The 20,888-nt window shown below is 34.3% G+C and carries 21 protein-coding genes, 3 tRNA genes and 1 pseudogene; 16 read left to right on the top strand and 9 right to left on the bottom strand.

Annotation, left to right across the window (positions count from 1 at the left end; all coding sequences use genetic code 11):
* Positions 1-2 precede the first annotated feature (2 nt).
* From ACZZ95_RS07320 to ACZZ95_RS07330, 3 genes are all read right to left on the bottom strand, one after another.
* Entirely contained in the window at positions 3-173 is a 171-nt protein-coding gene (locus tag ACZZ95_RS07320; protein WP_463468563.1) for a DUF4625 domain-containing protein, read from the bottom strand.
* A complete protein-coding gene (locus tag ACZZ95_RS07325; protein WP_463468564.1) occupies positions 142-474 on the bottom strand; it encodes a DUF4625 domain-containing protein in 333 nt (110 codons plus the stop codon). Before ACZZ95_RS07325 ends, ACZZ95_RS07320 begins: the two co-directional genes overlap by 32 nt.
* Positions 475-934: 460 nt before the next feature.
* A complete protein-coding gene (locus ACZZ95_RS07330; protein ID WP_463468565.1) occupies positions 935-1,411 on the bottom strand; it encodes a DUF4625 domain-containing protein in 477 nt (158 codons plus the stop codon).
* Positions 1,412-2,379: 968 nt separating this feature from the next.
* Between ACZZ95_RS07330 and ACZZ95_RS07335 the strand changes: the two genes are divergently transcribed.
* From ACZZ95_RS07335 to ACZZ95_RS07385, 11 genes and pseudogenes are all read left to right on the top strand, one after another.
* Positions 2,380-4,956, top strand: a complete 2,577-nt coding sequence (locus ACZZ95_RS07335; RefSeq protein WP_463468566.1) for a M1 family metallopeptidase — start codon at positions 2,380-2,382, stop codon at positions 4,954-4,956.
* A complete protein-coding gene (locus ACZZ95_RS07340; protein ID WP_463468567.1) occupies positions 4,953-5,879 on the top strand; it encodes a DUF58 domain-containing protein in 927 nt (308 codons plus the stop codon). The genes ACZZ95_RS07335 and ACZZ95_RS07340 overlap by 4 nt, the downstream gene beginning before the upstream one ends.
* Before the next feature lie 86 nt (positions 5,880-5,965).
* A tRNA-Asp gene (locus ACZZ95_RS07345) sits at positions 5,966-6,039 on the top strand.
* A gap of 552 nt (positions 6,040-6,591) precedes the next feature.
* Positions 6,592-6,665, top strand: a tRNA-Asp gene (locus tag ACZZ95_RS07350).
* A 61-nt stretch (positions 6,666-6,726) separates the two neighbouring features.
* Positions 6,727-6,990, top strand: a complete 264-nt coding sequence (locus ACZZ95_RS07355; RefSeq protein WP_463468568.1) for a GIY-YIG nuclease family protein — start codon at positions 6,727-6,729, stop codon at positions 6,988-6,990.
* A gap of 368 nt (positions 6,991-7,358) precedes the next feature.
* The gene (locus tag ACZZ95_RS07360; protein ID WP_463468569.1) at positions 7,359-8,171 is read left to right on the top strand and encodes a helix-turn-helix transcriptional regulator; all 813 of its coding nucleotides are present in this window, start codon (positions 7,359-7,361) and stop codon (positions 8,169-8,171) included.
* A gap of 635 nt (positions 8,172-8,806) precedes the next feature.
* Positions 8,807-10,168 (top strand): TolC family protein, encoded by a 1,362-nt coding sequence (locus ACZZ95_RS07365; protein WP_463468570.1) that lies wholly within the window; start codon positions 8,807-8,809, stop codon positions 10,166-10,168.
* 95 nt (positions 10,169-10,263) lie between these two features.
* Entirely contained in the window at positions 10,264-11,313 is a 1,050-nt protein-coding gene (locus ACZZ95_RS07370; protein ID WP_463468571.1) for an HlyD family secretion protein, read from the top strand.
* Position 11,314: 1 nt separating this feature from the next.
* A complete protein-coding gene (locus ACZZ95_RS07375) occupies positions 11,315-11,458 on the top strand; it encodes a hypothetical protein (protein ID WP_463468572.1) in 144 nt (47 codons plus the stop codon).
* Positions 11,459-11,480: 22 nt separating this feature from the next.
* Positions 11,481-12,899 carry an MFS transporter gene (locus ACZZ95_RS07380; protein ID WP_463471637.1) on the top strand — a complete coding sequence of 473 codons (1,419 nt, stop codon included), beginning with the start codon at positions 11,481-11,483 and terminating at the stop codon, positions 12,897-12,899.
* A 283-nt stretch (positions 12,900-13,182) separates the two neighbouring features.
* A pseudogene (locus ACZZ95_RS07385) lies at positions 13,183-13,817 on the top strand (HAD family hydrolase).
* A 194-nt stretch (positions 13,818-14,011) separates the two neighbouring features.
* On the opposite strand, the gene ACZZ95_RS07390 reads toward ACZZ95_RS07385, so the two are convergent.
* From ACZZ95_RS07390 to ACZZ95_RS07400, 3 genes are all read right to left on the bottom strand, one after another.
* Positions 14,012-14,308 carry a hypothetical protein gene (locus ACZZ95_RS07390; protein ID WP_463468573.1) on the bottom strand — a complete coding sequence of 99 codons (297 nt, stop codon included), beginning with the start codon at positions 14,306-14,308 and terminating at the stop codon, positions 14,012-14,014.
* On the bottom strand, positions 14,259-14,804 hold the full coding sequence (locus tag ACZZ95_RS07395) for a hypothetical protein (protein WP_463468574.1): 546 nt from the start codon (positions 14,802-14,804) through the stop codon (positions 14,259-14,261). The genes ACZZ95_RS07390 and ACZZ95_RS07395 overlap by 50 nt, the downstream gene beginning before the upstream one ends.
* 276 nt (positions 14,805-15,080) lie before the next feature.
* Entirely contained in the window at positions 15,081-15,311 is a 231-nt protein-coding gene (locus tag ACZZ95_RS07400) for a helix-turn-helix domain-containing protein (protein ID WP_113677264.1), read from the bottom strand.
* Between the two features lie 82 nt (positions 15,312-15,393).
* On the opposite strand from ACZZ95_RS07400, the gene ACZZ95_RS07405 reads away from it, so the two are divergent.
* The gene (locus tag ACZZ95_RS07405; protein WP_463468575.1) at positions 15,394-15,627 is read left to right on the top strand and encodes a hypothetical protein; all 234 of its coding nucleotides are present in this window, start codon (positions 15,394-15,396) and stop codon (positions 15,625-15,627) included.
* 155 nt (positions 15,628-15,782) lie between these two features.
* Here ACZZ95_RS07405 and ACZZ95_RS07410 read toward each other — a convergent pair whose 3' ends face one another.
* The 3 genes from ACZZ95_RS07410 to ACZZ95_RS07420 all read right to left on the bottom strand — a co-directional run bounded on the left by ACZZ95_RS07410 (position 15,783) and on the right by ACZZ95_RS07420 (position 17,254).
* Positions 15,783-16,199, bottom strand: a complete 417-nt coding sequence (locus ACZZ95_RS07410; RefSeq protein ID WP_463468576.1) for a hypothetical protein — start codon at positions 16,197-16,199, stop codon at positions 15,783-15,785.
* 39 nt (positions 16,200-16,238) lie between these two features.
* Complete coding sequence (locus tag ACZZ95_RS07415; RefSeq protein ID WP_463468577.1) at positions 16,239-17,003, bottom strand: abortive infection system antitoxin AbiGi family protein; 765 nt, start codon at positions 17,001-17,003, stop codon at positions 16,239-16,241.
* Positions 17,004-17,172: 169 nt separating this feature from the next.
* A tRNA-Leu gene (locus tag ACZZ95_RS07420) sits at positions 17,173-17,254 on the bottom strand.
* Between the two features lie 109 nt (positions 17,255-17,363).
* Between ACZZ95_RS07420 and ACZZ95_RS07425 the strand changes: the two genes are divergently transcribed.
* The 4 genes from ACZZ95_RS07425 (at position 17,364) to ACZZ95_RS07440 (ending at position 20,888) form a co-directional block, all read left to right on the top strand.
* Positions 17,364-18,752 (top strand): dipeptidase, encoded by a 1,389-nt coding sequence (locus tag ACZZ95_RS07425; RefSeq protein WP_463468578.1) that lies wholly within the window; start codon positions 17,364-17,366, stop codon positions 18,750-18,752.
* A 378-nt stretch (positions 18,753-19,130) separates the two neighbouring features.
* Entirely contained in the window at positions 19,131-19,634 is a 504-nt protein-coding gene (locus tag ACZZ95_RS07430) for a hypothetical protein (protein WP_463468579.1), read from the top strand.
* Positions 19,600-20,229 carry a glycosyltransferase 61 family protein gene (locus ACZZ95_RS07435; protein ID WP_463468580.1) on the top strand — a complete coding sequence of 210 codons (630 nt, stop codon included), beginning with the start codon at positions 19,600-19,602 and terminating at the stop codon, positions 20,227-20,229. The genes ACZZ95_RS07430 and ACZZ95_RS07435 overlap by 35 nt, the downstream gene beginning before the upstream one ends.
* Before the next feature lie 233 nt (positions 20,230-20,462).
* Positions 20,463-20,888 (top strand): toxin-antitoxin system YwqK family antitoxin, encoded by a 426-nt coding sequence (locus ACZZ95_RS07440; protein WP_463468581.1) that lies wholly within the window; start codon positions 20,463-20,465, stop codon positions 20,886-20,888.

Genomic DNA, 20,888 nt, shown 5'->3' on the forward strand with positions numbered 1-20,888 from the left:
ATTTATAAAATTTTAATACTTAAACCTTTCAGCGTCTGCCAGCCTTCTTTGTCCGTCAAGCGAATCATAAAATGATAATCTCCCGGATCAACATCTGCCGGAATCGTAATCTGCGCCGTTGCCTCATAATTTTTCACACCATCAGGAATAGTGTAATTGTTGATGAAGAGCATTGGTTTTACAGGTTTTTTTACGGCTTCCATTTCGCGACTTGGTAACTTCTGTGCTGTGTGTATGATGATCAAAATTGTGGTGAATATCAAGGCTGTAAGAACCAAGCGCGACGTTATCATTAAAAACGGCTTTAAAAGTGATTGTTTGACCGCGCTCGATTCTACTGCATTGAATAGGGAAAGCAGTTGCTCCAGTTATATCAATTACAGGATATTCTGTGTCAATTTCTGCGTTATCGCTTGAGCATGAGGAAATGAAAACAAGTGCAAAAACACCGATTAAAAACTTTATCTTTTTCATATTTTTTTGATTGAATTAAAGTGCAAATGGAAGTTCTAAAGCTTGTGAAAAATTGATATTGTAGGTCGTGTTTTTATACAAAACCAAAAAAGTATAATTGCCGGAAGCCCATAATTTATTGGCAGTTAAATCTTGTGGAACGGGAGAGTTGTTGTCTTTTGCGGCGCCAATTGTAAGCTTTGGCGTATCTCTGGTAAACTTAACGCCGTCCCAAGGAATGTTAGAAAATTGACCAGCATCTGCTACGTTTTTATGCTCAAAAACATCATAAACAATTACTTTGCTAAAATCAATTTGATCTACACTTTCTGGATTGTGTTTTACATTTTTATTAATCAAAAGCAAATACATAATTCCGTCGCCTTTTACGCCTTCAAGCGTAATCTGAGAACTGAAAATATCGTTGTTTTTAAATTTAGCTTCCGCATCAGAAAATTTGCCTTTTCGGTACATAAAAGCATCATTTATAAAAACGGTAAATACCGAAACGACTGGGTTTACGGGTATATTTTCTAGTTTGTAAATCGTTAGGTTTTTCTTCACTTCCAGCTTCGTTCCGTTTTGATCGTTTACAATGATGATAAAATCGTATTTTCCTTCGGCAAGCATCTTCAGGAATATCAAAATGTTTGTGAACTGTTGCGTTTTTTGCTCCCGCATATTGCGTCCAGATTATTTCGTGCGACCATACTTTTGAGTAGGTCTCGCCACTTTTCTGCACAATTTTCACCTGTACATTTTCAATTTTGTCAGCGACCGTGATTTCGGCATTAAAATGAAAATCTTCGCCAATAGTGCCGGTTTCATTATTACCTAGACCCAGTTCAATTTTGTCAATAGCAGGAATTGCTTTTTCTTGTTCCTTATCGTCGTTACTGCGACTTGTAAAAGCAATTGCGGCAAAAAGCGAAGCCAGAATTAGTTTTGTTGTTTTCATTTTTTCTGATTTGATTTTGATCATTTTATAAAAGATTATTTGGGTTACGATTAAGTTTTGCTGGGAAATGTTTGTAAGTCCCAGCGGGACGAAATGTTTATAGAAACAGCGGGACGAAATGTTTATAGAAACAGTGGAACGAAATATTTATAGAAACAGCGCGACTAAATTTTTATAGAAAAGAATTTGTTATATGAAAAAGCTTCAGAGAAGCGACATATTTCTTTTCTAAGAATAAAAAACAGCACGGCAGTAAACAAAGCTTGATTAAAAAGCTTTAGTTCGAGTGCGATAATCGATAAAGTTTGGAAGGTATTTTTTGTGTAGAGAAAGCAATATCAATGTCAATAAAATGTATCGACTGATTAAAATAAATTAATTAGCTATTGATGCCTTTAAGATTTAAAATCATTAAAACAGATAAATAGCCGAATTGCCGAAACAAATCGAACACAAAAAAATACTAAAGGGTAAAAGGCGGGGCTCGAAGTGAAAATAAGGCCCCTTTAAAAAATGCAAAATGCGGTTTGCTGTAAAAATTAAGATGTTTTACAACAGGATTATTTTTGAAAAACTGAAAAACAGTAAATTCTAAAGTGCCAACAGCGCTGAATTTAAAATCACAAATCGAACATTTATGAAATGAATGCAGGTGGGTTTTAAATTGCGGTTTCTCTGAAATAGAAAATTCAATTTTTTCCTTCGAAAGTTTGGTGTCAAGAATATGCTCGTACGAATGGACAGCCGGAAAAAGTATTGCGAACAATACAATTAAAGGCATAAAAAGATTAATAATTTTAAGTTTCTTTTTCATTCGTCAGGATTACTTCTGATGTGAATTTAGATCAGAATTAATGCAATGTTGTTGCAAATATAGAAATCTTATTTTCAAATGCAATGTTGTTGCAGTAATTGTTTGCGAAAAATTAATGGTTTTGTTATTTTTAGCAAATCTTATATCCTTAAAAATGAAAATTTTCTACAGCCTTCTTTGTTTTGTTATGTTGATTTCCAACGGTTTTTCTCAATCAAAAGAAAAAGAAAGTGCTTTGTTCGAAAGCGGCGTTTCAGAACAGCTGGCACACTTTAGAAAAAAACAAATTTCAGAGGTTCAATACAATTTGTCTTTTGAGATTCCGAATCAGAAAGAAGAAAATATAGATGCTCATTTAGCCGTCAATTTGAATTTGTCCGATTTAAGTCAGCCTTTGCTTTTAGATTTTAAAGAGAAAACGTCAAACCTCAAAAAAATAGTCGTAAACGGAAAAAGTCTTGCAATTGTGCATCAAAACGGACATGTTGTAATTTCTCCTTCGGCTTTAGTTTCAGGAAAAAACAGCGTTACAATTTCTTTTATTGCGGGGAATTTGTCTTTAAATAGAAACGATGATTTTCTTTATACACTTTTAGTTCCAGACCGCGCGAGTACATTATTTCCGTGTTTTGATCAGCCAGATATAAAAGCAACTTATAAACTAAGTCTTTCTGTACCAAAAGATTGGTCAGTTTTGGCTGGAGCCGATGTAAAAGAGAAAGTAGAAAAAGGCGATTTCACGAGTTATACTTTTGGAGAATCAGATAAAATGAGCACCTATTTGTTTTCGTTTGTTGCTGGAAAGTTCAAAAGTGCCACACAGAAACCAAGTAATTTAGAAATGACAATGTTGTATCGTGAAAATAGTCCGGAGAAATTTCGCGTAAGTGCTGATACTATTTTTAATTTACATCAGCAATCTTTAGATTTTTTAGAAAAATATAGCAATTATAAATTTCCGTTTCAAAAGTTAGATTTTGCTTCGATTCCCGTTTTTCAATACGGCGGGATGGAGCATGTTGGCGCGATTCAATATAGAGAATCAACTTTATTTTTGGACAACAGCGCAACCGACAGTGAGAAATTAAACCGAGCAAAATTGATCGCGCATGAAACCTCGCATATGTGGTTTGGCGATTTGGTTACAATGAAATGGTTTGATGATGTTTGGATGAAAGAGGTTTTTGCCAATTTTATGGCGGACAAAATTATGAATCCGATTTTCCCAAAAGTCAATCATAATCTGCAGTTTTTTACGGCGCATTATCCCAGCGCTTACGCGGAAGACCGATCTTTGGGGACACATCCGATCAAACAGCATTTGGCAAATTTAAAGAATGCAGGTTCGTTGTATGGAGCCATTATTTACAACAAAGCACCAATTATGATGCGTCAGTTAGAAGCTTCGATGGGAAAAGAACAGTTTCAAAAAGGAATCCAAAAATACATTCAGAAATATGCCAACGACAATGCGGACTGGAATAATCTGGTAGAAATTCTGGATGCCGAAACACCGCTTGATATGAAAAAATGGAGCGAAGTCTGGGTCAATAAATCGGGCAGAGCCATTTTTACATATAAAATACAATACGATGCTCAAAACAAAATCAAAATTTTTGATATTACGCGACAAGCTGAGGATAAATCAGATAATATATGGCCTCAGGTTTTTCAGATTGGTTTAGTTTATGATAAAGATGTAAAGGTCTTATCGGTTAATATTAATGATAAAAATACGATTGAAAAGGAAGCTGTCGGACTTGAAAAACCGCTTGCCATTGTTTACAATTATAATGGTTTTGGATATGGAGTTTTTCCGCTTGACGGGAAAAATTTAAATTATACTGCTTCTTTGAAAGATGAGGTTGCAAGAGCGTCGAGTTACAGCAATCTTTACGAGAATGCTTTGATTGGGAATATTTCTCCAGATCAAGCATTTCATTGTTTTCTAAAGGCAGTTCAAACAGAAGAAAATGAATTGGTTTTGAGAATTGCATCCAATAGTCTGAATACCATTTATTGGAGATTCTTTACCGAAAACCAGCAGAATAAAGTGCAAAAACAACTTGAAGGTATTCTGTACGAACGCTTGCAGGCTAAGTTATCGGCTAATATCAAAAAGACATTATTCGGTTTGTTTAGTTCAATTGCTTATTCTAATTCGGCGAAAGCCAGTTTATATAAGGTTTGGAATAGAGAAATATCCATTTCAGGTCTAAAATTAAACGAAGACGATTATACCAACATGGCAATGAATCTGGCTATTTTTGAACATCCAAAAGCTGATGAGATTTTGGAGAAAACCAGAACATCGTTTACAAATCCTGATAAACAAAAGCGTTTTGAGTTTTTGCTTCCGTCATTATCAAAAGACGAATCGGTTCGTAATGCGTTTGTAGAATCTTTAAAAGACGATAAAAACCGTGAGAAAGAATCTTGGGTTTCGGTTGGTTTGGCAAATGTTCATCATCCGCTTCGTCAGGAAAGTGCTCAGAAATATATCAGATTTTCACTAGATTTGGTTGATGAAATTCAGCGCACGGGAGATATTTTCTTTCCGAAAGACTGGCTGGATAATACGGTTGGGAAATATTCATCGAAATTTGCTTTTGATGAAGTACAGCGATTCTTAAAAGAAAACCCTAATTTTAGTCCAATTCTGAAGCGGAAATTATTTCAGGCCACAGATTTGCTTTATAAAGCACAAAATATTAAAAAAGAAACCGAATGAAAATAGAATCGGAAATAGAGAAAGTCTCCAGTTTTCAGCATCTCGAAATGCTGGCGAATCAAGTTGTGGAGGGTTTTATATCGGGAATGCACAAGAGTCCGTTTCATGGATTTTCGGCTGAATTTGCGGAACATAAAGTGTATAACGCAGGCGAAAGCACCAAACATATCGATTGGAAATTGTTTGCCAAAACCGATCGTTTGTACACGAAACGTTTTGAGGAAGAAACCAATTTACGCTGCCATCTTATTGTCGATAATTCGTCGTCGATGCATTACCCCGAACTAAAATCAAACCAGCCTTTTTATGAAAAGAAGATCGGATTTGCAGTTTTGGCTTCGGCGGTTTTAATGAATATTTTAAAGAAACAGCGCGATGCTGTTGGTTTAAGCGTTTTCTCAGACAAATATGAATATTATGCTCCCGAAAAAGGAAGCGATCGCCACCATAGAATGCTTTTGAGCAAACTGGAAGATTTATTGGTGCGACCAAAAGTCAAAAAAACGACGGATACTATTACATATCTGCATCAAATAGCAGAGAAAATGCACCGCCGATCGATGATTATTTTGTTCACCGATATGTTTCAGACTGAAGACGATGAAAAGCTTTTTAACGCTTTACAGCATTTAAAACACAACAAACATAAAGTAGTTTTGTTTCATGTTGTTGATAATGAAACCGAGTTGAAGTTTGATTTTGACAACACGCCGAGGAAGTTTATCGACTTAGAATCGGGAGAAGAAGTTTCGATTTTTGCGGATAATGTTAAAGTAGAATATGAAAAAAGAGGCGTGACATATTTTAAAAACCTGGCTTTAACCTGCGCAAAGAACCAAATTAAGTACGTTGAGGTGAATGTTGGCGATAATTTCGAAAAAATATTGACTACATATTTGGTTGAAAAACAAAACTTTGGGTAAATATTTTGAAATTTATTTCATTTTTTTTATAAAAACACTTGCAGAAATGAAATTCTGTACTATCTTTGCAACCGCAATAACGCAGAGGTTTGGTAGTTCAGTTGGTTAGAATACATGCCTGTCACGCATGGGGTCGCGGGTTCGAGTCCCGTCCAGACCGCAATATTGGGAAAAGCCTTTCTTAACGGAAAGGCTTTTTTGCCCAAATACGGTATCTAAGATTAGTTGTGTTGTTTTGCTACGACTTTGTAACTCGTAGCTGGTTTAGTAGTTAGACCAATGAAAAGCTTTCCACTTTTGTGGATGGCTTTTTTGATTTAAGACACTTTTGATTTAACCGCAAAGGGCGATAAGATTTACGCAAAGGTTCGCAAAGTTTATATATGGCTTTGCGAACCTTTGCGCTTTTACTTGTTTGGTTTAATTGCAAAGAACGCTAAGGTTTTTTTGGATCAGGTGCAAAATATTTCTAGACGTAAGACAAAGGTTTTAATTGATAAAGCTTTGCGAACTTTTTGTTTGTTTAAGGTAATAATAAAAAGACTTTGCAAACTCCGTGGTTAAGAAAAAGAAAGAAAGTTCTTCTTTTTTGAATGAATGATCAAATTTTAAAATATTGGAATTTAACGAATTAAAAATTTCTCAATTTTTATTCTTAAAAACCCTTGCAGAATCCAACTTCTGTTGTATTTTTGCACTCACAATAACGCAGGGTTTGGTAGTTCAGTTGGTTAGAATACATGCCTGTCACGCATGGGGTCGCGGGTTCGAGTCCCGTCCAGACCGCCTAAGTTTGTAAAATGCCTCTCATAATGAGAGGCATTTTTTTTACATTAAATTTTGATTTATGTTTTACGTTTACATAATTTATTCTAAAACTTTAGATATTTATTACAAAGGGTTTAGTGAAGATGTTGTCCAAAGATTATTACATCATAATGAGAACAGAAGCAGGTATACTTCAAATAAAGGGCCATGGGAGTTGGTTTATTCAAAAGCATTTGAAACTAAAAAAGAAGCTTTGATTGAAGAATTGAGATTGAAAAAGTTAAATCGAAAGTCAATAGAAGCTCTAATTAAAGAGTATAATAAGAAAGGTAAAGCGGATTAGAATACATGTCTGTCATCTCGTCTAGGGACGAGACGGGTTCGAGTCCCGTCCAGACCGCCTAAGTTTGTAAAATGCCTCTCATAATGAGAGGCATTTTTTTTTGGACTTAACCGCAAAGATTTACGCAAAGGTCACAAAGTTTTTTTACTCGCAGATTTGGCAGATCATGGAGATTATCTATTTATTAAAAAATATCTGCTCAATCTGCCCAAATCTACAGCAGAAGCATAAATTCTTTTAATCCATATAATCTGTGGCAAAAAATAATAACTCTACGACTTCGCGACTTTGCGAGCATATTTAAACAGCTAATAAAGAATTTTAGCGAACTTTGCGTAAACCTTAGCGCTCATAGCGGTTAGAAAAAAATGGAACATTCCGGTCAAAAACTCGATAAATATTACATCAAGAAAGTAGATGCTGATAAAAAAAGCATTTACTGTCACCACGATTTGATGGGTGAATTGTTTGTGCCGACACATAAACACATCAAAGCACAAATGCTGTATGCAGAAGGAGATGTTGTTTTTGTGACGACAGAAACTAAAAGCTACTTTTTGCCAGCAAGGCATTTTATATGGATTCCGAGTGGAGTGGAGCACAGTATTGAGCCGAAATCTGAAAGCGTGACAATGCGTAATTTGTATTTTCCGGTTGAAAAAGGCGAAGATGAATTTTATCAAATAGAAGGAATTTACCCAGTCAACAATTTATTATTACAAATGATGCTTTTTACGAATCGTTGGAATGGGGATCTTAAAAAAGGAACTCCAAATTTTGCCATCGCCAAAGCCATAAAAGCGATTCTGCCTCAAATATGTACTAATAATTTACCTTTAGAATTGCCACAGCCTAAAGACAAACGCCTTGGGAAAATCCTGCGTTATATCGAGAATAATCTGGGTGAAACTATTTTGTTTGCCGATGTTGCCCATGAATTTGGATACAGCGAACGCTCTTTATATCGCCTGTTTCAAAAGGATCTCAAAATGTCTTTTATTCAATATTACACCATTCGCCGAATCTTAAAAGCGATCGAACTTTTATTAGAAAGAAAACTTTCGGTAAAAGAGGTAGCGCTAGAAGTTGGTTATAATAGTGTTCCGACTTTTAGTAATACTTTTTTCAAGATTTTAGGACAAAGACCTTCTGATTACTTAAATGGGGAAGATATTTTGTAATTTAAATGGTTTTTTATTTCACGCAGATTCACTCATAATTTTATAATTATTTCTCTCGCAGATTTAGCAGATTCGGAAGGTTTTTTAATTCTATCTGCTTGATCTGCGAGGAACTTTAAAATAATCACTAAATCCGCTTTGCTTGTAATAAATTGTTTTTGTTTGTCTACAAAAGAATTTCACGCAGATTTCACTCGTAATTTTATAATTATTTCTCTCGCAGATTTAGCAGATTCGGCAGATTTTTTAATTCTATCTGCTTGATCTGCAAAATCTGCGAGAGGGTTTAAAATAATACCTAAATCCGCTTTGCTTGTAATAAATTGTTTTTGTTGTCTACAAAAGAATTTCACGCAGATTTCACTCGTAATTTATAATTATTTCTCTCGCAGATTTAGCAGATTCGGCAGATTTTTTAATTCTATCTGCTTGATCTGCAAAATCTGCGAGAGACTTTAAAAATAATCACAAAAACCTCTTTTGTTTGTAATAAATTGTTTTTCAATGTTTTAATATAACGTTTTCGGAAAATTGAATTTTAACATTTGTCCGAAATGAATATGTTATTGACTTTTTATAATTATCAGTCAACAGAAAAATGAAGGAACTTTGCGGCATAAAATATTTATGTATTCATGTTACTCAAAACAACAAATTCTCCAGAAGAATGTTTTCTCAAAAGCCTGTTGATTTTTCTAATCATTTTGTCATTCAATGGTTTAGAAGCACAGGAAATTCATTCGGTTTCATTAAAAGAAGCCGTGAAACTGGCAAAAGAAAACAATAAAAAAATCCTTAGATCTCAATTGGAGACTACGCTTTCAGAGCAAAACATCAAAGAAACAAAAGAACTCCGACTGCCGGATATCGAATTAAACGGCGAGTATTCTAGAATTACGAATATTACCGAATTTAAAGGAAACGGATTCTTGAACGGCAAAGAAGTTACAAAGGCAATTCCTGAAATCTATCAGGTAAATTCAACTTTTAAAATGCCAATTTATGCGGGAAATAAAATCAATAACGCTATTAAAATTGCCAATCAGGAAAGTGAAATTGCGAAGATAAAAACAGAGAAAACCGAAAATGATATTGAACTCGAAGTAGTTGCCAATTATCTTTCGATTTATAAAATGATGGAGCTTCAGAAGATTTTTGAAGAAAACATTAAAGAAGAAAAAAGCCGATTGAAAGAAGTACAGTCGCTTCAAAAACACGGAACAGTTACTAAAAACGAAGTTATTAGAGCCGAATTACAGCTTTCGGATCGTGAGTTAAATGCGCTTACAAACTCCAAAAACATAAAAATTGCGCTTCACGATCTGAAAACTCTAATTCAATTTCCAGAAAACGCAGAAATAGCGATTGATACGACTGCAAGTTTGGACGAAATGAACGGTTTGGACCCGTATGATTTTTACATGACCAAAGCTTTGCAAAACGAAGAAATGCGTATGGCAAGCCAGGAATTAAATATCAAAAAAACAGAACTGCAATTGGTTAAAGGAAATTATCTGCCAACGGTAAACTTCTTTGGTAATTATGGTTTTTATTATCCAAACTACAAATTTTTTCCGCCCAATCCGTATTTGTATACTTTAGGTCAGGTTGGAATTGAAGCTAGTTTTGATATTTCGGCTTTGTATAAAAACAAAACCAAAGTAGAACAGGCAAACAAAAAAATCGAATGGCGGCAAATGCAGACTGAGATCATTAAAGATGAAATTCAGGATAAACTGTATAAAGAACATACGCAATACCAGGAAATCCTTGAAAAATTTGTAGTAGTCGACAAAGCTTTGGATTTAGCCAATGAAAATTACCGAATCGTAAAACTGAAATACTTAAACCAATTGGTTTTAATAACCGAAATGGTCGATGCTGACAATGCTTTGCTTCAGGCGAAATACAATAAAATTTCTACACGATTAGATGCGGTTTTAAAACATTATGAACTGTCTGCATACGGCTGGAATTCTTCCGCAGAGTTAGGCTAAAGCCTTAGAAAAAAGAGCAAAGAAGAAAGACATTACAAGCAAGAGACAAGAAATAGAATATAGAGAATAGAAAATAGACAAAAGATATAAAGTTTATGGTTAAGATAAAAAATGAAACTAGAAGAAACAGAACGTTTCATATCATTATAACAATTATTGCGTGTACGCTGGTAGTAAGCGGTGTTATTTTAGGAATTTGGTTTTATGTATTCAATAGAAATCACGAAGAGACCAATGACGCGCAGGTTGAACAATATGTAACGCCAATTATGTCGAGAATTACAGGTTATGTGCAGGACGTTCGTTTTAACGAAAATCAGTTTGTGCATAAGGGCGATACTTTGGTAGTGATCGATAACAGAGAATACCAATCGAAATTGAATGTGGCTCTTGCCGATGTTCAAAATGCGAAACAAAACAGCGTTGTGGCACAAAGAAATGCGGTTACAACAGCCAGTGCAACTGCAATTAACGAATCACAATTGGACGGCGCAAAATCGAATCTTTGGAAAACTAAACTAGAATACGAAAGATACCAAGCGCTAGTAAAAGACGAAGCGACAACTTCGCGACAATTAGAAAAAGTAAAAGCAGATTACGAAGCGGCGCAGGCACATTTTGCAGAAATGAAAAACAGAATTCATTCGGCGACTTTGAGTACCTCTGTGGCTGAGGCAAATGTGCCAACAACAGAAACGAATATTGCTTCAAAACAAGCTGTGGCAGATAATGCGGCGTTATTTCTTTCGTACACGGTAATTACCGCGCCTTACGACGGCTGGGTTGGAAAAAGAACGTTACAGCCAGGACAATTGGTAAAAGAAGGACAATCATTGCTTTCAATTGTAAGTAAAGAAAAATGGATTACGGCTAATTTTAAAGAAACACAATTGCAATATTTAACCGTTGGTCAGCAGGTTGAAATTAAAGCCGATGCTTTGAGCGACAAAACGTTCATTGGTACAATTGCTTCTTTATCGCCTGCGAGCGGGGCAAGATTTTCGTTGCTTCCTCCAGATAATGCAACAGGAAATTTCGTGAAAATTGAACAAAGAATCCCAGTTAGAATTCAGTTGAAAGACAACGAAAAACAAGCCGATTTTTTAAGAGCGGGAATGAATATCACTGTGATCGCGGCGCACTAAAATGGAAGATAAAAGTATTTTTAAATCGTGGGTTCCAAAATGGGCAATCATTATTATTTTGTTTGTCTGCCTTTTGCATTCCATGATTTTATTGGGAGTTTACACTTCAAATGTAACCTACGCAAGCAAGTTTTCTGGACATTGAGCCAGAAGATTTGCAGTTTGCGATGTGTGTTACGTATGGAACAGCGCTCGCCACAATTTTGATAGAAAGCCGATTTTCGAGTTTTTTCCCTGCAAAAAATTACCTAATGGCGGTTTATTCCTTAATCGGAATTACGATTGTTTCATCGGCGTATATTACCAATTTTTCGCTTTTTTTAATATTGAGAATTGCCGAGGGAATTTTAATGGCGCTTCCCGTAATTACGATCAGACAATTATTGATTGAGCAGTTTAATTCTAAAAATGCTATTATAATTGGCTTCTCCTTTTATTACGGTTCACTTTTGTTGTCAACGCCTTTTATTATGAATATTGCGGTTTGGTTTCTGGATCATTACGATTGGAAATACATGCTTTATGTTTCAGGCGGATTACAGGTTTTAAATGTCTTTTTGATCTTGGTTACGTGTCGCGGACATAGAATCACGAAGAAAATTCCGCTGTATCAAATCGACTGGATGAGTTATATTTTGGTTTTAACCGCAATTCTCTGTGGTGCTTACTTTTTTGTTTATGCCGAAAAGAAGTATTGGTTCGACTCTTCTCAAATGGTTTTAATGTTGATGATTGCCCTGATTACGGGCGGATTATTCATCTTTAAAGAGCTTTTGGTAAAAAGACCGACATTTAATTTTGAGGTTTTTAAATACGCCAATCTGCGAATTGGATTTTTATTGTTTTTCCTTTTTTATATCAGCAGGGCAACATTGAGTCTTTGCCATTCGGCGATGTTTTCGATTTGGAATTGGGATCCGTCTCGCGTTGCGGGCGTGCAATACATTAACGGATTAGGAAATGTAATAGGCTTGATTCTGGCGGCATATTTTCTAATGAAATCGGTTTCGACTAAAATCATTTTTATAATCGGATTTTCATTAATCGCGTTGTTTCATTTCTGGTTTACGTTCCTTTTTGTGCCAGATGTAGCATTGTCTGATATTATCATTCCATACGTTTTACAAGGTATTGGTGTTGGGTTTTTATTCGTTCCGTTAATTTTATTTACCACATCTTCGGTTCCGGCAAATATGGCGGTTTCTTCAGGAATTGTGGGTGTTTCGGGACGTTTTTGGGGAAGTACAATTGGTTTTTGTGTCATGCAGAATGCGACAGTATTTTTAAATAAAAAACACTTTTTAAAACTAAGTCAGTTTATAACGGGCGACAATCCGCAGGCACAGGAAAGTATTACCGCGACAACGCAGAGTTTTATGGCAAAAGGATATTCGGCAGATAATGCGAATACATTGGCGTTGAAAAAAGTATTCGGATCAGTTGCCAAACAAGCGACTTTATTGGCAGATATGGAAATTTATACGATTGTAGGTTATGGTTTGATTGTTTTGATTGTTTTGATTGCCTGCAATCAGCATTTAAGACAAACAATGACTTTGGTTAAGAGTAAGATTTGGATTGGGTAAGTCTTTGTTTCAGGTTTAAAGTTTAAAGTTCAAAGTTTCGCCTCATTTTATGTCATCCTGAGGAACGAAGGATCACACTAGAAAATCGACAAAAATTGGCGATTCAGTTTGCGGAATTTCGCGTGTGATCCTTCGTTCCTCAGGATGACAAACAGTAGGTTTAAACATTATTGTAAAAAAACTCCGCGAATCTCTGCGAAAAACCGCTATTCAACTCTGCGGAAAAACTTATCTTGCAACTATTAAAAAATATAGAATGAAACAGCAATGTGTAATTTTTGATATGGATGGCGTGATTTGTCACACTAATCCGCATCATGTGAAGGCTTTTGAGGCGTTTTTCGATAAATATGAAATTCCTTATACCAATGAAGAATTTGAAGAACATATGTACGGAAAACATAACAGTTATATCATGACGCATTTCTTCAAACGCCCAATTGAGGGAGAAGAATTGCTAAAACTCGAAGACGAAAAAGAAGGAATGTTTCGTGAGGTTTATAAAGACAAAGTCGAAACGATTCCGCATTATTTGGATTTTTTAAGCGAATTAAAATCACGCGGATTTAAAACGGCTGTTGCCACATCGGCGCGCGTGCGAATCTGGATTTGATTGCCAATGTTTTAAAACTTGATAAAAAAATGGATTCGATGATGTCCAGCGAAGACGTCACACTTCATAAACCAAATCCAGAAGTATATTTAAAATCGGCAGAACGTGTTGGAGTTTCTCCGTCTGATTGTGTGGTTTTCGAAGACTCTTTTTCGGGCGTTACAGCGGGCTTAAATGCTGGAATGAAAGTCGTTGGTGTTTTGAGCACGCATACAAAAGAACAGCTTCCGCCATGTGATTTTTATATTAATGATTATAGTGAAGTGAATGTGGATAAGATTCTGGAGCTTTTGAGTGAAAAGTAATTTGTAAAAAGTGAATTGTGAAGATTTGAACCATATAAGTTATATAAGTTCATTTAAATACGAGAGGCCTTTGTCAAAGTTTAAAACTTTGACAAAGGTTTTTTTGTAAAGTTTTGTAACCACAAAGTTTGTCATTTTGAGGAACGAGGTATCTGCGCAAGTAACTCTGCAAATTAGATAAATTTTAAAACCGCTTAATAATTCTTATCCAAAAAAGCAATCCAGCCTTTCTCAAATTCTTCAGTTGTAATGTTCAGTGTTTTTTCAATATTACCAAATGAAGCAATCAATTTTGGCGACATATCTTTTCCCCATTTTTGGGTTAGATATTCTATTATAGTATAGCCAATATTATAAATCTGATTGCTTTGATTTAAATCTTCTAAAGTTAGATTTTTGCTTTTGGCATATTTTACGCTTATCGAATTTACTTCTCCCGCTTCAAAAATACTGATCGATTCCCAGAGCCAGCGCGGATATTCTGCTCGCAAATTTTTTATCAAATTCCTTTTCAAAAGTAAGGCGGTCTTGGGTGGTAATTGTCTCTTTTGCTTTGTCTATTAATATGTTTAATTGAACGCAGTGCGTAAATTCATGGAGAGCAGTTTTTAGCGGATCGTCTGGAAAAACAGAATTGAACCAGTTCGACCAAACAAAATGAAATTCATTTGGTCCACGGCTTGTACCGCTTACATTTTCTTTTAAGCCTGTAGCCGAATTAAATTTGTATTGAGAACCGTAAACAAAAACCTTGATCAAGTCGTGTTTTACATCTTTTAAATCTGCCCTTATTTTAGAATAATTGTTTTCTAAATGTTTGCTGACTTTTTCGGCCTCGCTTTTATAAATGCCACTGTAGGAAATAACAAAATGTTTCGATTGAATGGTTTTAGCTTCTTGCTCAACAGTAAAGGTTCTGACTTTTCTTATAAAGAAGAAAATGACAATAATTCCTAAAAGGATAACTAATAATCTGTAATTTTTCATGTGTTCTAAATGGTTTAGAGATTTAAAAACAAAATAAAATGTGCAGATTTAGGTTTTTGGTATTTTAAAAATAAGAATATTTAGAGATTAAAGTATAAAATAATTAAAGAAATTTCTTAGTCGCCAATCTTTGTCGATATACAAGTGTGATTTTTCCTTACGCCGAAAAGACAAACTATACTGATTTACTTCATTAAATAATAAAGTTAAATGAACTGCCTCCTGTTTTAGCTGGAGGTTTTTTGTATTGGAAAGTAAAAGGCTTTAGCCGAATTATTATTTCAAAGGAAAATCCAGCAATTCTTTAAGGTCAATATCTAAAGCATTTGATATTCTTATTAAAGTTTTTATGCCAGTATTTATTTCAGCTCTCTCAATTCTCCCAATTTGATTTCTTGTAATGTCGCAATCATCAGCTAAAGCTTGTTGTGATAGGCCTTTCTTTTCACGTAACTGTCTTATGTGAATGCCAAGATTTGAGATAAAAGTTTCTTCTGAAATATTCATATTTCAAAAGTCATAACAATTATTTTTTGTTTTGACACAAATTTGTGTCAATAATTATTATATTTGACCAAAAAATAAGATAATGATTACACAAAGCCTCTCAAAAGAAATTGAAAACAGTCTAAAAGATTTTTTCATCAATATTATCGATCCAAAAGATATGGCAAAAACATTACGACAAGTAAATTATGCTGTTTCGATATGTTCCATGAGAGGTCGCGAAACCTTAGAATCTGAATTGCCTAATATCGATGATAATTTTTATTGGATGAATAGATTGGCAGAAGTTCTAGATCCTTATCTGGATGTTGATTAAGTAAAAGATAGTATACTTTCATTTCGACGAAAGGAGAAACTAAAACAGCAAATCGACAAAAAATTCCAGAGTGATTTCCGCAATTTTTTTCATGTGTACAACCCGTTGGTTATGCTGGGAATCTCCTTTCGTCAAGGTGATATTAAGGATGAGTTTTAAAAATAGATTAAATAGTATAAAAAGAATGCAGTAACACTTAATGTTGTAATTATGCTTAATAGAGAATAGAGATTCGTTCTTTTTATTCTTTTTCCATGAGAATCGTATTTATCAAATGGTTGAGTATTAACTGATGCTTCAAATCTGCTTTTCTCCATCATTTCATATTCAATGAAAATGAGAAAACATAAGTTTAAAATAGGAATTAAAATTGTTTTGACTGGAATTGGATTATCAATTTTGGATAATGCAAAGAAACCTGCAATTAGTATATTATTAAATACGAATAGCTTGTCGTGAATTCGATCAAAGTGTTTAAGGATGTTTTTTAGTCCTTCTTCTTCTGTGCGATTGAAGTTGCTGTCAATTTTTTCTTGTTCACTTCTAGCTTCTTCAAAATCAAAATTTTTCATCTAATAGTTTTTTTTTTAGGTTATTGATGTTTTTTAATATTAGAAATCATAAATAATCTGTTTTGTGCTAATTATTTTTGTCATAAGTATTTCTAATTCTGCGACAGAAAGTATTTTTTTAAAATTTAATGATATAAAATCAAGAGTTTTGTGAATGTCTTCATCTTCTTTTACAATAATATAAGTTATGTCTTCTGCGATGTTGAATTCTAGTTTTAGTTTGCCGACTTCGTTGTTGTATTTAGATTTATCTGAAAGATAGTCTGTTTCTAAGACAGCTCTTTTGTTTCCTCTAAGATTTGATGCACTTGGTACGTATCTCCATTCTCTTTCGTCATAAAAGCGATAATTTGATATGAGATTACCATCAATAATTAAATCACCATCATAATTTTTTATGTGTGAACAAAGTGTAATTAATTCTTGTCTCCAAACTTCATCAATTTTCTTTTCAGGATTTTTTAAAGATTCTATTTTATCTTTATGTAATCTGTCTATTTGTTGCATAATGCTTTCTGATAAAAAAGATTCTCTTTCTAAATATAACACTGGATTTAATCCTTTTTCTACAGCCCAATCTTTTCTTAAACCAATCCCATAATGGCCATATGATTCTAAATGCTTTTTAACTTCTGATAAAGGAATGTCGCAGAAACATATCATAGGATACGCGTAGCGAAGCGTTTTGTTTTTCCAATAGAAAACCTCTTTGCAATATTTTAGAGAAAAACCATTTTTAAGTATTTGCAACAAAGTATCTAAACTTTTAGTATAATGTATAATTGAATTTGTGCTTATTGCCATTTTTGGGTCATATTATTTTATTAAAAAAAAATTACAATTCGTTTTTCAAAAATAAAAAGAGAAAGCAAAGACTTAGAATTGTAGTAAATTGCTTATCAACAATTTTAATAACAAAATAGAGAAGTGGTAAAAACAAAAAAGCTTCTGATTTCTCAGAAGCTTTTTTAAGTGCGGATAATAGGACTCGAACCTACACGCCTTGCGGCACCAGATCCTAAGTCTGGCATGTCTACCAATTTCACCATATCCGCGTAATTGTGGGTGCAAAGATAAGCATACTTTCGAATATTCAAAGAAAAATTTAAAAAAAATTATTAATTCTCTTTTTTGTATTTTTGGGTTTCTATAAAAATAATTTAAATGGAAAATATTAAGTCCTACGTTCAACAACATAAAGATCGGTTTATCAACGAATTGATCGAATTATTAAAGATTCCGTCGGTAAGTGCCGACACTGCATATTCACAAGATGTTATTGATACAGCAGAGGCTGTAAAAGAAAGTTTATCGAAAGCAGGTCGCGATTTAGTCGAAGTTTGCGATACTCCGGGTTATCCAATTATTTATGGAGAAAAAATAATCGACCCAAATCTTCCAACGGTTTTAGTGTACGGACATTATGATGTCGCACTGCCAGATCCGTTAGAATTATGGACTTCACCACCGTTTGAACCAGTTATTAAAAAAACAGATATTCACCCAGAAGGAGCAATTTTCGCCCGTGGAGCGTGTGACGATAAAGGTCAGATGTATATGCACGTAAAAGCGCTTGAATATATGGTGCAAAACAACAATTTGCCTTGTAACGTAAAATTCATGATCGAAGGTGAAGAGGAAGTTGGTTCTGCAAGTTTGGCTTGGTTTGTACAACGCAATCAGGAAAAACTGAAAAATGATGTAATCTTGATTTCGGATACTGGAATGATTTCAAACCAACAACCATCAATCACGACAGGTTTAAGAGGTTTGAGTTATGTTGAAGTAGAAGTTACGGGTCCAAACCGCGATTTGCATTCTGGTTTATACGGAGGTGCTGTGGCGAACCCAATTAATATTTTGGCAAAAATGATCGCTTCTCTTCACGACGAAAATAATCATATTACGATTCCAGGATTCTATGATAAAGTTGAAGAATTGTCTGCAGAAGAAAGAGCTGAAATGGCAAAAGCGCCTTTTAGTTTAGAAAAATATAAAAATGCTTTAAACATCGCCGATGTTTATGGTGAAAAAGGATATGTTACCAATGAGCGCAACTCAATTCGTCCGACATTAGACGTGAACGGAATTTGGGGCGGTTATCAGGGTGAAGGTGCTAAAACGGTTATTGCGAGTAAAGCTTTTGCTAAAATCTCAATGCGTTTGGTTCCAAACCAAGAATGGGAAGAGATTACAGAGCTTTTTACTAAACATTTTACGAGTATTGCTCCAGCTGGAGTTACGGTAAAAGTAACGCCTCACCACGGTGGTCAAGGTTACGTAACACCAATTGACAGCATTGGATATCAGGCGGCAAATAAAGCATATACAGAAACGTTTGGAGTTCCTGCAATTCCAGTTCGTTCTGGTGGAAGTATTCCAATTGTGGCTTTGTTTGAAAAAGAATTAAAAAGCAAAACAATCTTAATGGGATTTGGTTTGGATTCTGATGCTATTCACTCGCCAAACGAACATTTCGGAATCTTTAATTACTTGAAAGGAATTGAGACTATTCCGTTGTTTTACAAGTATTTTGTGGAATTAAGTAAATAAAGGTTTTGCCGCAAAGGCGCTGAGATTTACGCAAAGGACGGTAAGATTTTATTTAGCAAGATTTATAAAAGTTCGCAAAGCTATATTTACAAGCTTTGCGAACTTTGCGTTTAGATTAGTAGCCTTAAAAAATACCTTGCGTTCTTTGCGGTTAACTTTTTTATAAATAAAATCCGTTCAGAAATGAGCGGATTTTTTTGTTCTTCATGTTCTCAAATTTAAATCTAAACATTAAAAAAAATAATTTTGGCTTTGTATTTTGTTAGGTAAATTAACTTATTTTTGGTTTTTTTATTATCAAATATCTTATTGATTTGAAAATAATTCTGTTTTTTGAAATTTTCTAATGTTGTTTTAATATTGCTTTAATGTTGAGAAATGAGATTAATTAAAAAGAAGGTTAGATTTGCGCCAATTGGTTACACAAAATATCTTAAAGGACTGAAAAAGACCCATACGATGTTTCGTCAGGGGAAAATATTAGAAAGTTTGGCTGTAAAATCTTGGGAGATTGCACCAGGAAATACGACAATTTCATCAAAAGCTTATTTTTTAGAAGGTCAGCTTGAGCGCATTACCGGTACAGCTTACACAGATAATCCGTATGCTGTAATGCATGGCGGAGTTACTACACAGCACGCACCAACCCGAGCCTATCAGCTCAAGGATATATGGATGGTTAATGGATCGATTTACAAAGGACTGCATCGTTTTTTATTACACCACAATACCAAGCTTAGTCCAAAAATGAATTATTTCCCACCCGCTATAATTGATACAGAAATAAAGGATGCGACTATTTACAGCTCATATGATGGCAATGAATTTTTCGGACTTTGGTTAACAGATGATTGTACAAACTATAAATTGGCGAGCATCTGAAGGATTTCCCATAACAACGAATATTTTTACAAGTCCGCATATGTTTGAGTATGAGGAATTGTTAGGAATGAATCCCTATAGAACTAATGCCGCGTATTTGCAAAATGCTCTATTTTTTGACGACGATTGGGGCAATAACAACAAAAAGCGACAGTTATTTAATGAAAATAAAGACATTTTACTGTCGAAGTTTTCCAAAAATTCGCATCCTGGTGTTTTTATATTACGTCGTAATTCGGGAAAAACCCGAATAATGCTAAACGAAATCGAAATCGCCGAGCAGTTGCGCGATAAATACGGTTTTAAAATTGTAGACGTTACCCAGCAAAGTGTCAATGAGATTCTTTCTGCCTGTGCAGGTGCCAGAATGGTTGTCGGGATCGAAGGCAGTCATCTTATGCACGGTCTTATGGTGCTTGAGCCTGGCGCAGCAGTTTTAACATTACAACCTCCAAATCGCTTTTGCGGTGTTCTAAAAGTAACCACCGATATGCAAAGCTTGAAATATGGCTTTGTAGTAGGAATTCAAAAAGAAGAAAATTTCTATATTAATTTAGAAGAAGTAGAGAGAACGATTGCTTTACTTTCTTTTTAAGAGGTTCAAAGGGGCAAAGTCTCAAAGGAGCAAAGGTTTTTCACTTTGTCAAAGTTTTAAACTTTGACAAAGATTCTTGTATAAATAGTTCCCAAAATCAGGCTAAACCAATAATAGTTAACCTCAGTCCCTCTGTACCTTTGTTCCTCTGCACCTCAAAAAAAAAAACTTGCATTTTAAAAAAATAATTCTACATTTGTAGAGCAGTGTCTATAGTTGTAGAATTTAATGATATGAAAAAACTCTTTTTAATATTGTTTTTTGGCGTGATTCTTTTTGGATGTAAAAGTCCAGCGATCAATCAAAAGATTGATAAGGAAAAAGAAGGTGTTTGGATTAATGATTATACGCAGGATAATATCAGATACAAATCGTATGAATATTACAAACACGATCAGCCCGTAAAAAAGTGGAAATCTTATATCGACGGAAAAATTTATAAAACAGAAAAATACAAAAACGGAATCTGCATTGTAAAAAATTATTACGAAAACGGAAAATTAGAATCTAAAGGAAAAACTAAACTAGAAGTTAATAACACAGAAACACATTGGTTTTATTTCGGAGAATGGAAATTCTATTCAGATAACGGGAAATTAAAAGAAATCAAAAACTATACTAACGGAGAATTAATCTCAGAACAAAAAATAAACCATTAA

It is taken from the genome of Flavobacterium sp. AC267 (genome assembly GCF_979258715.1).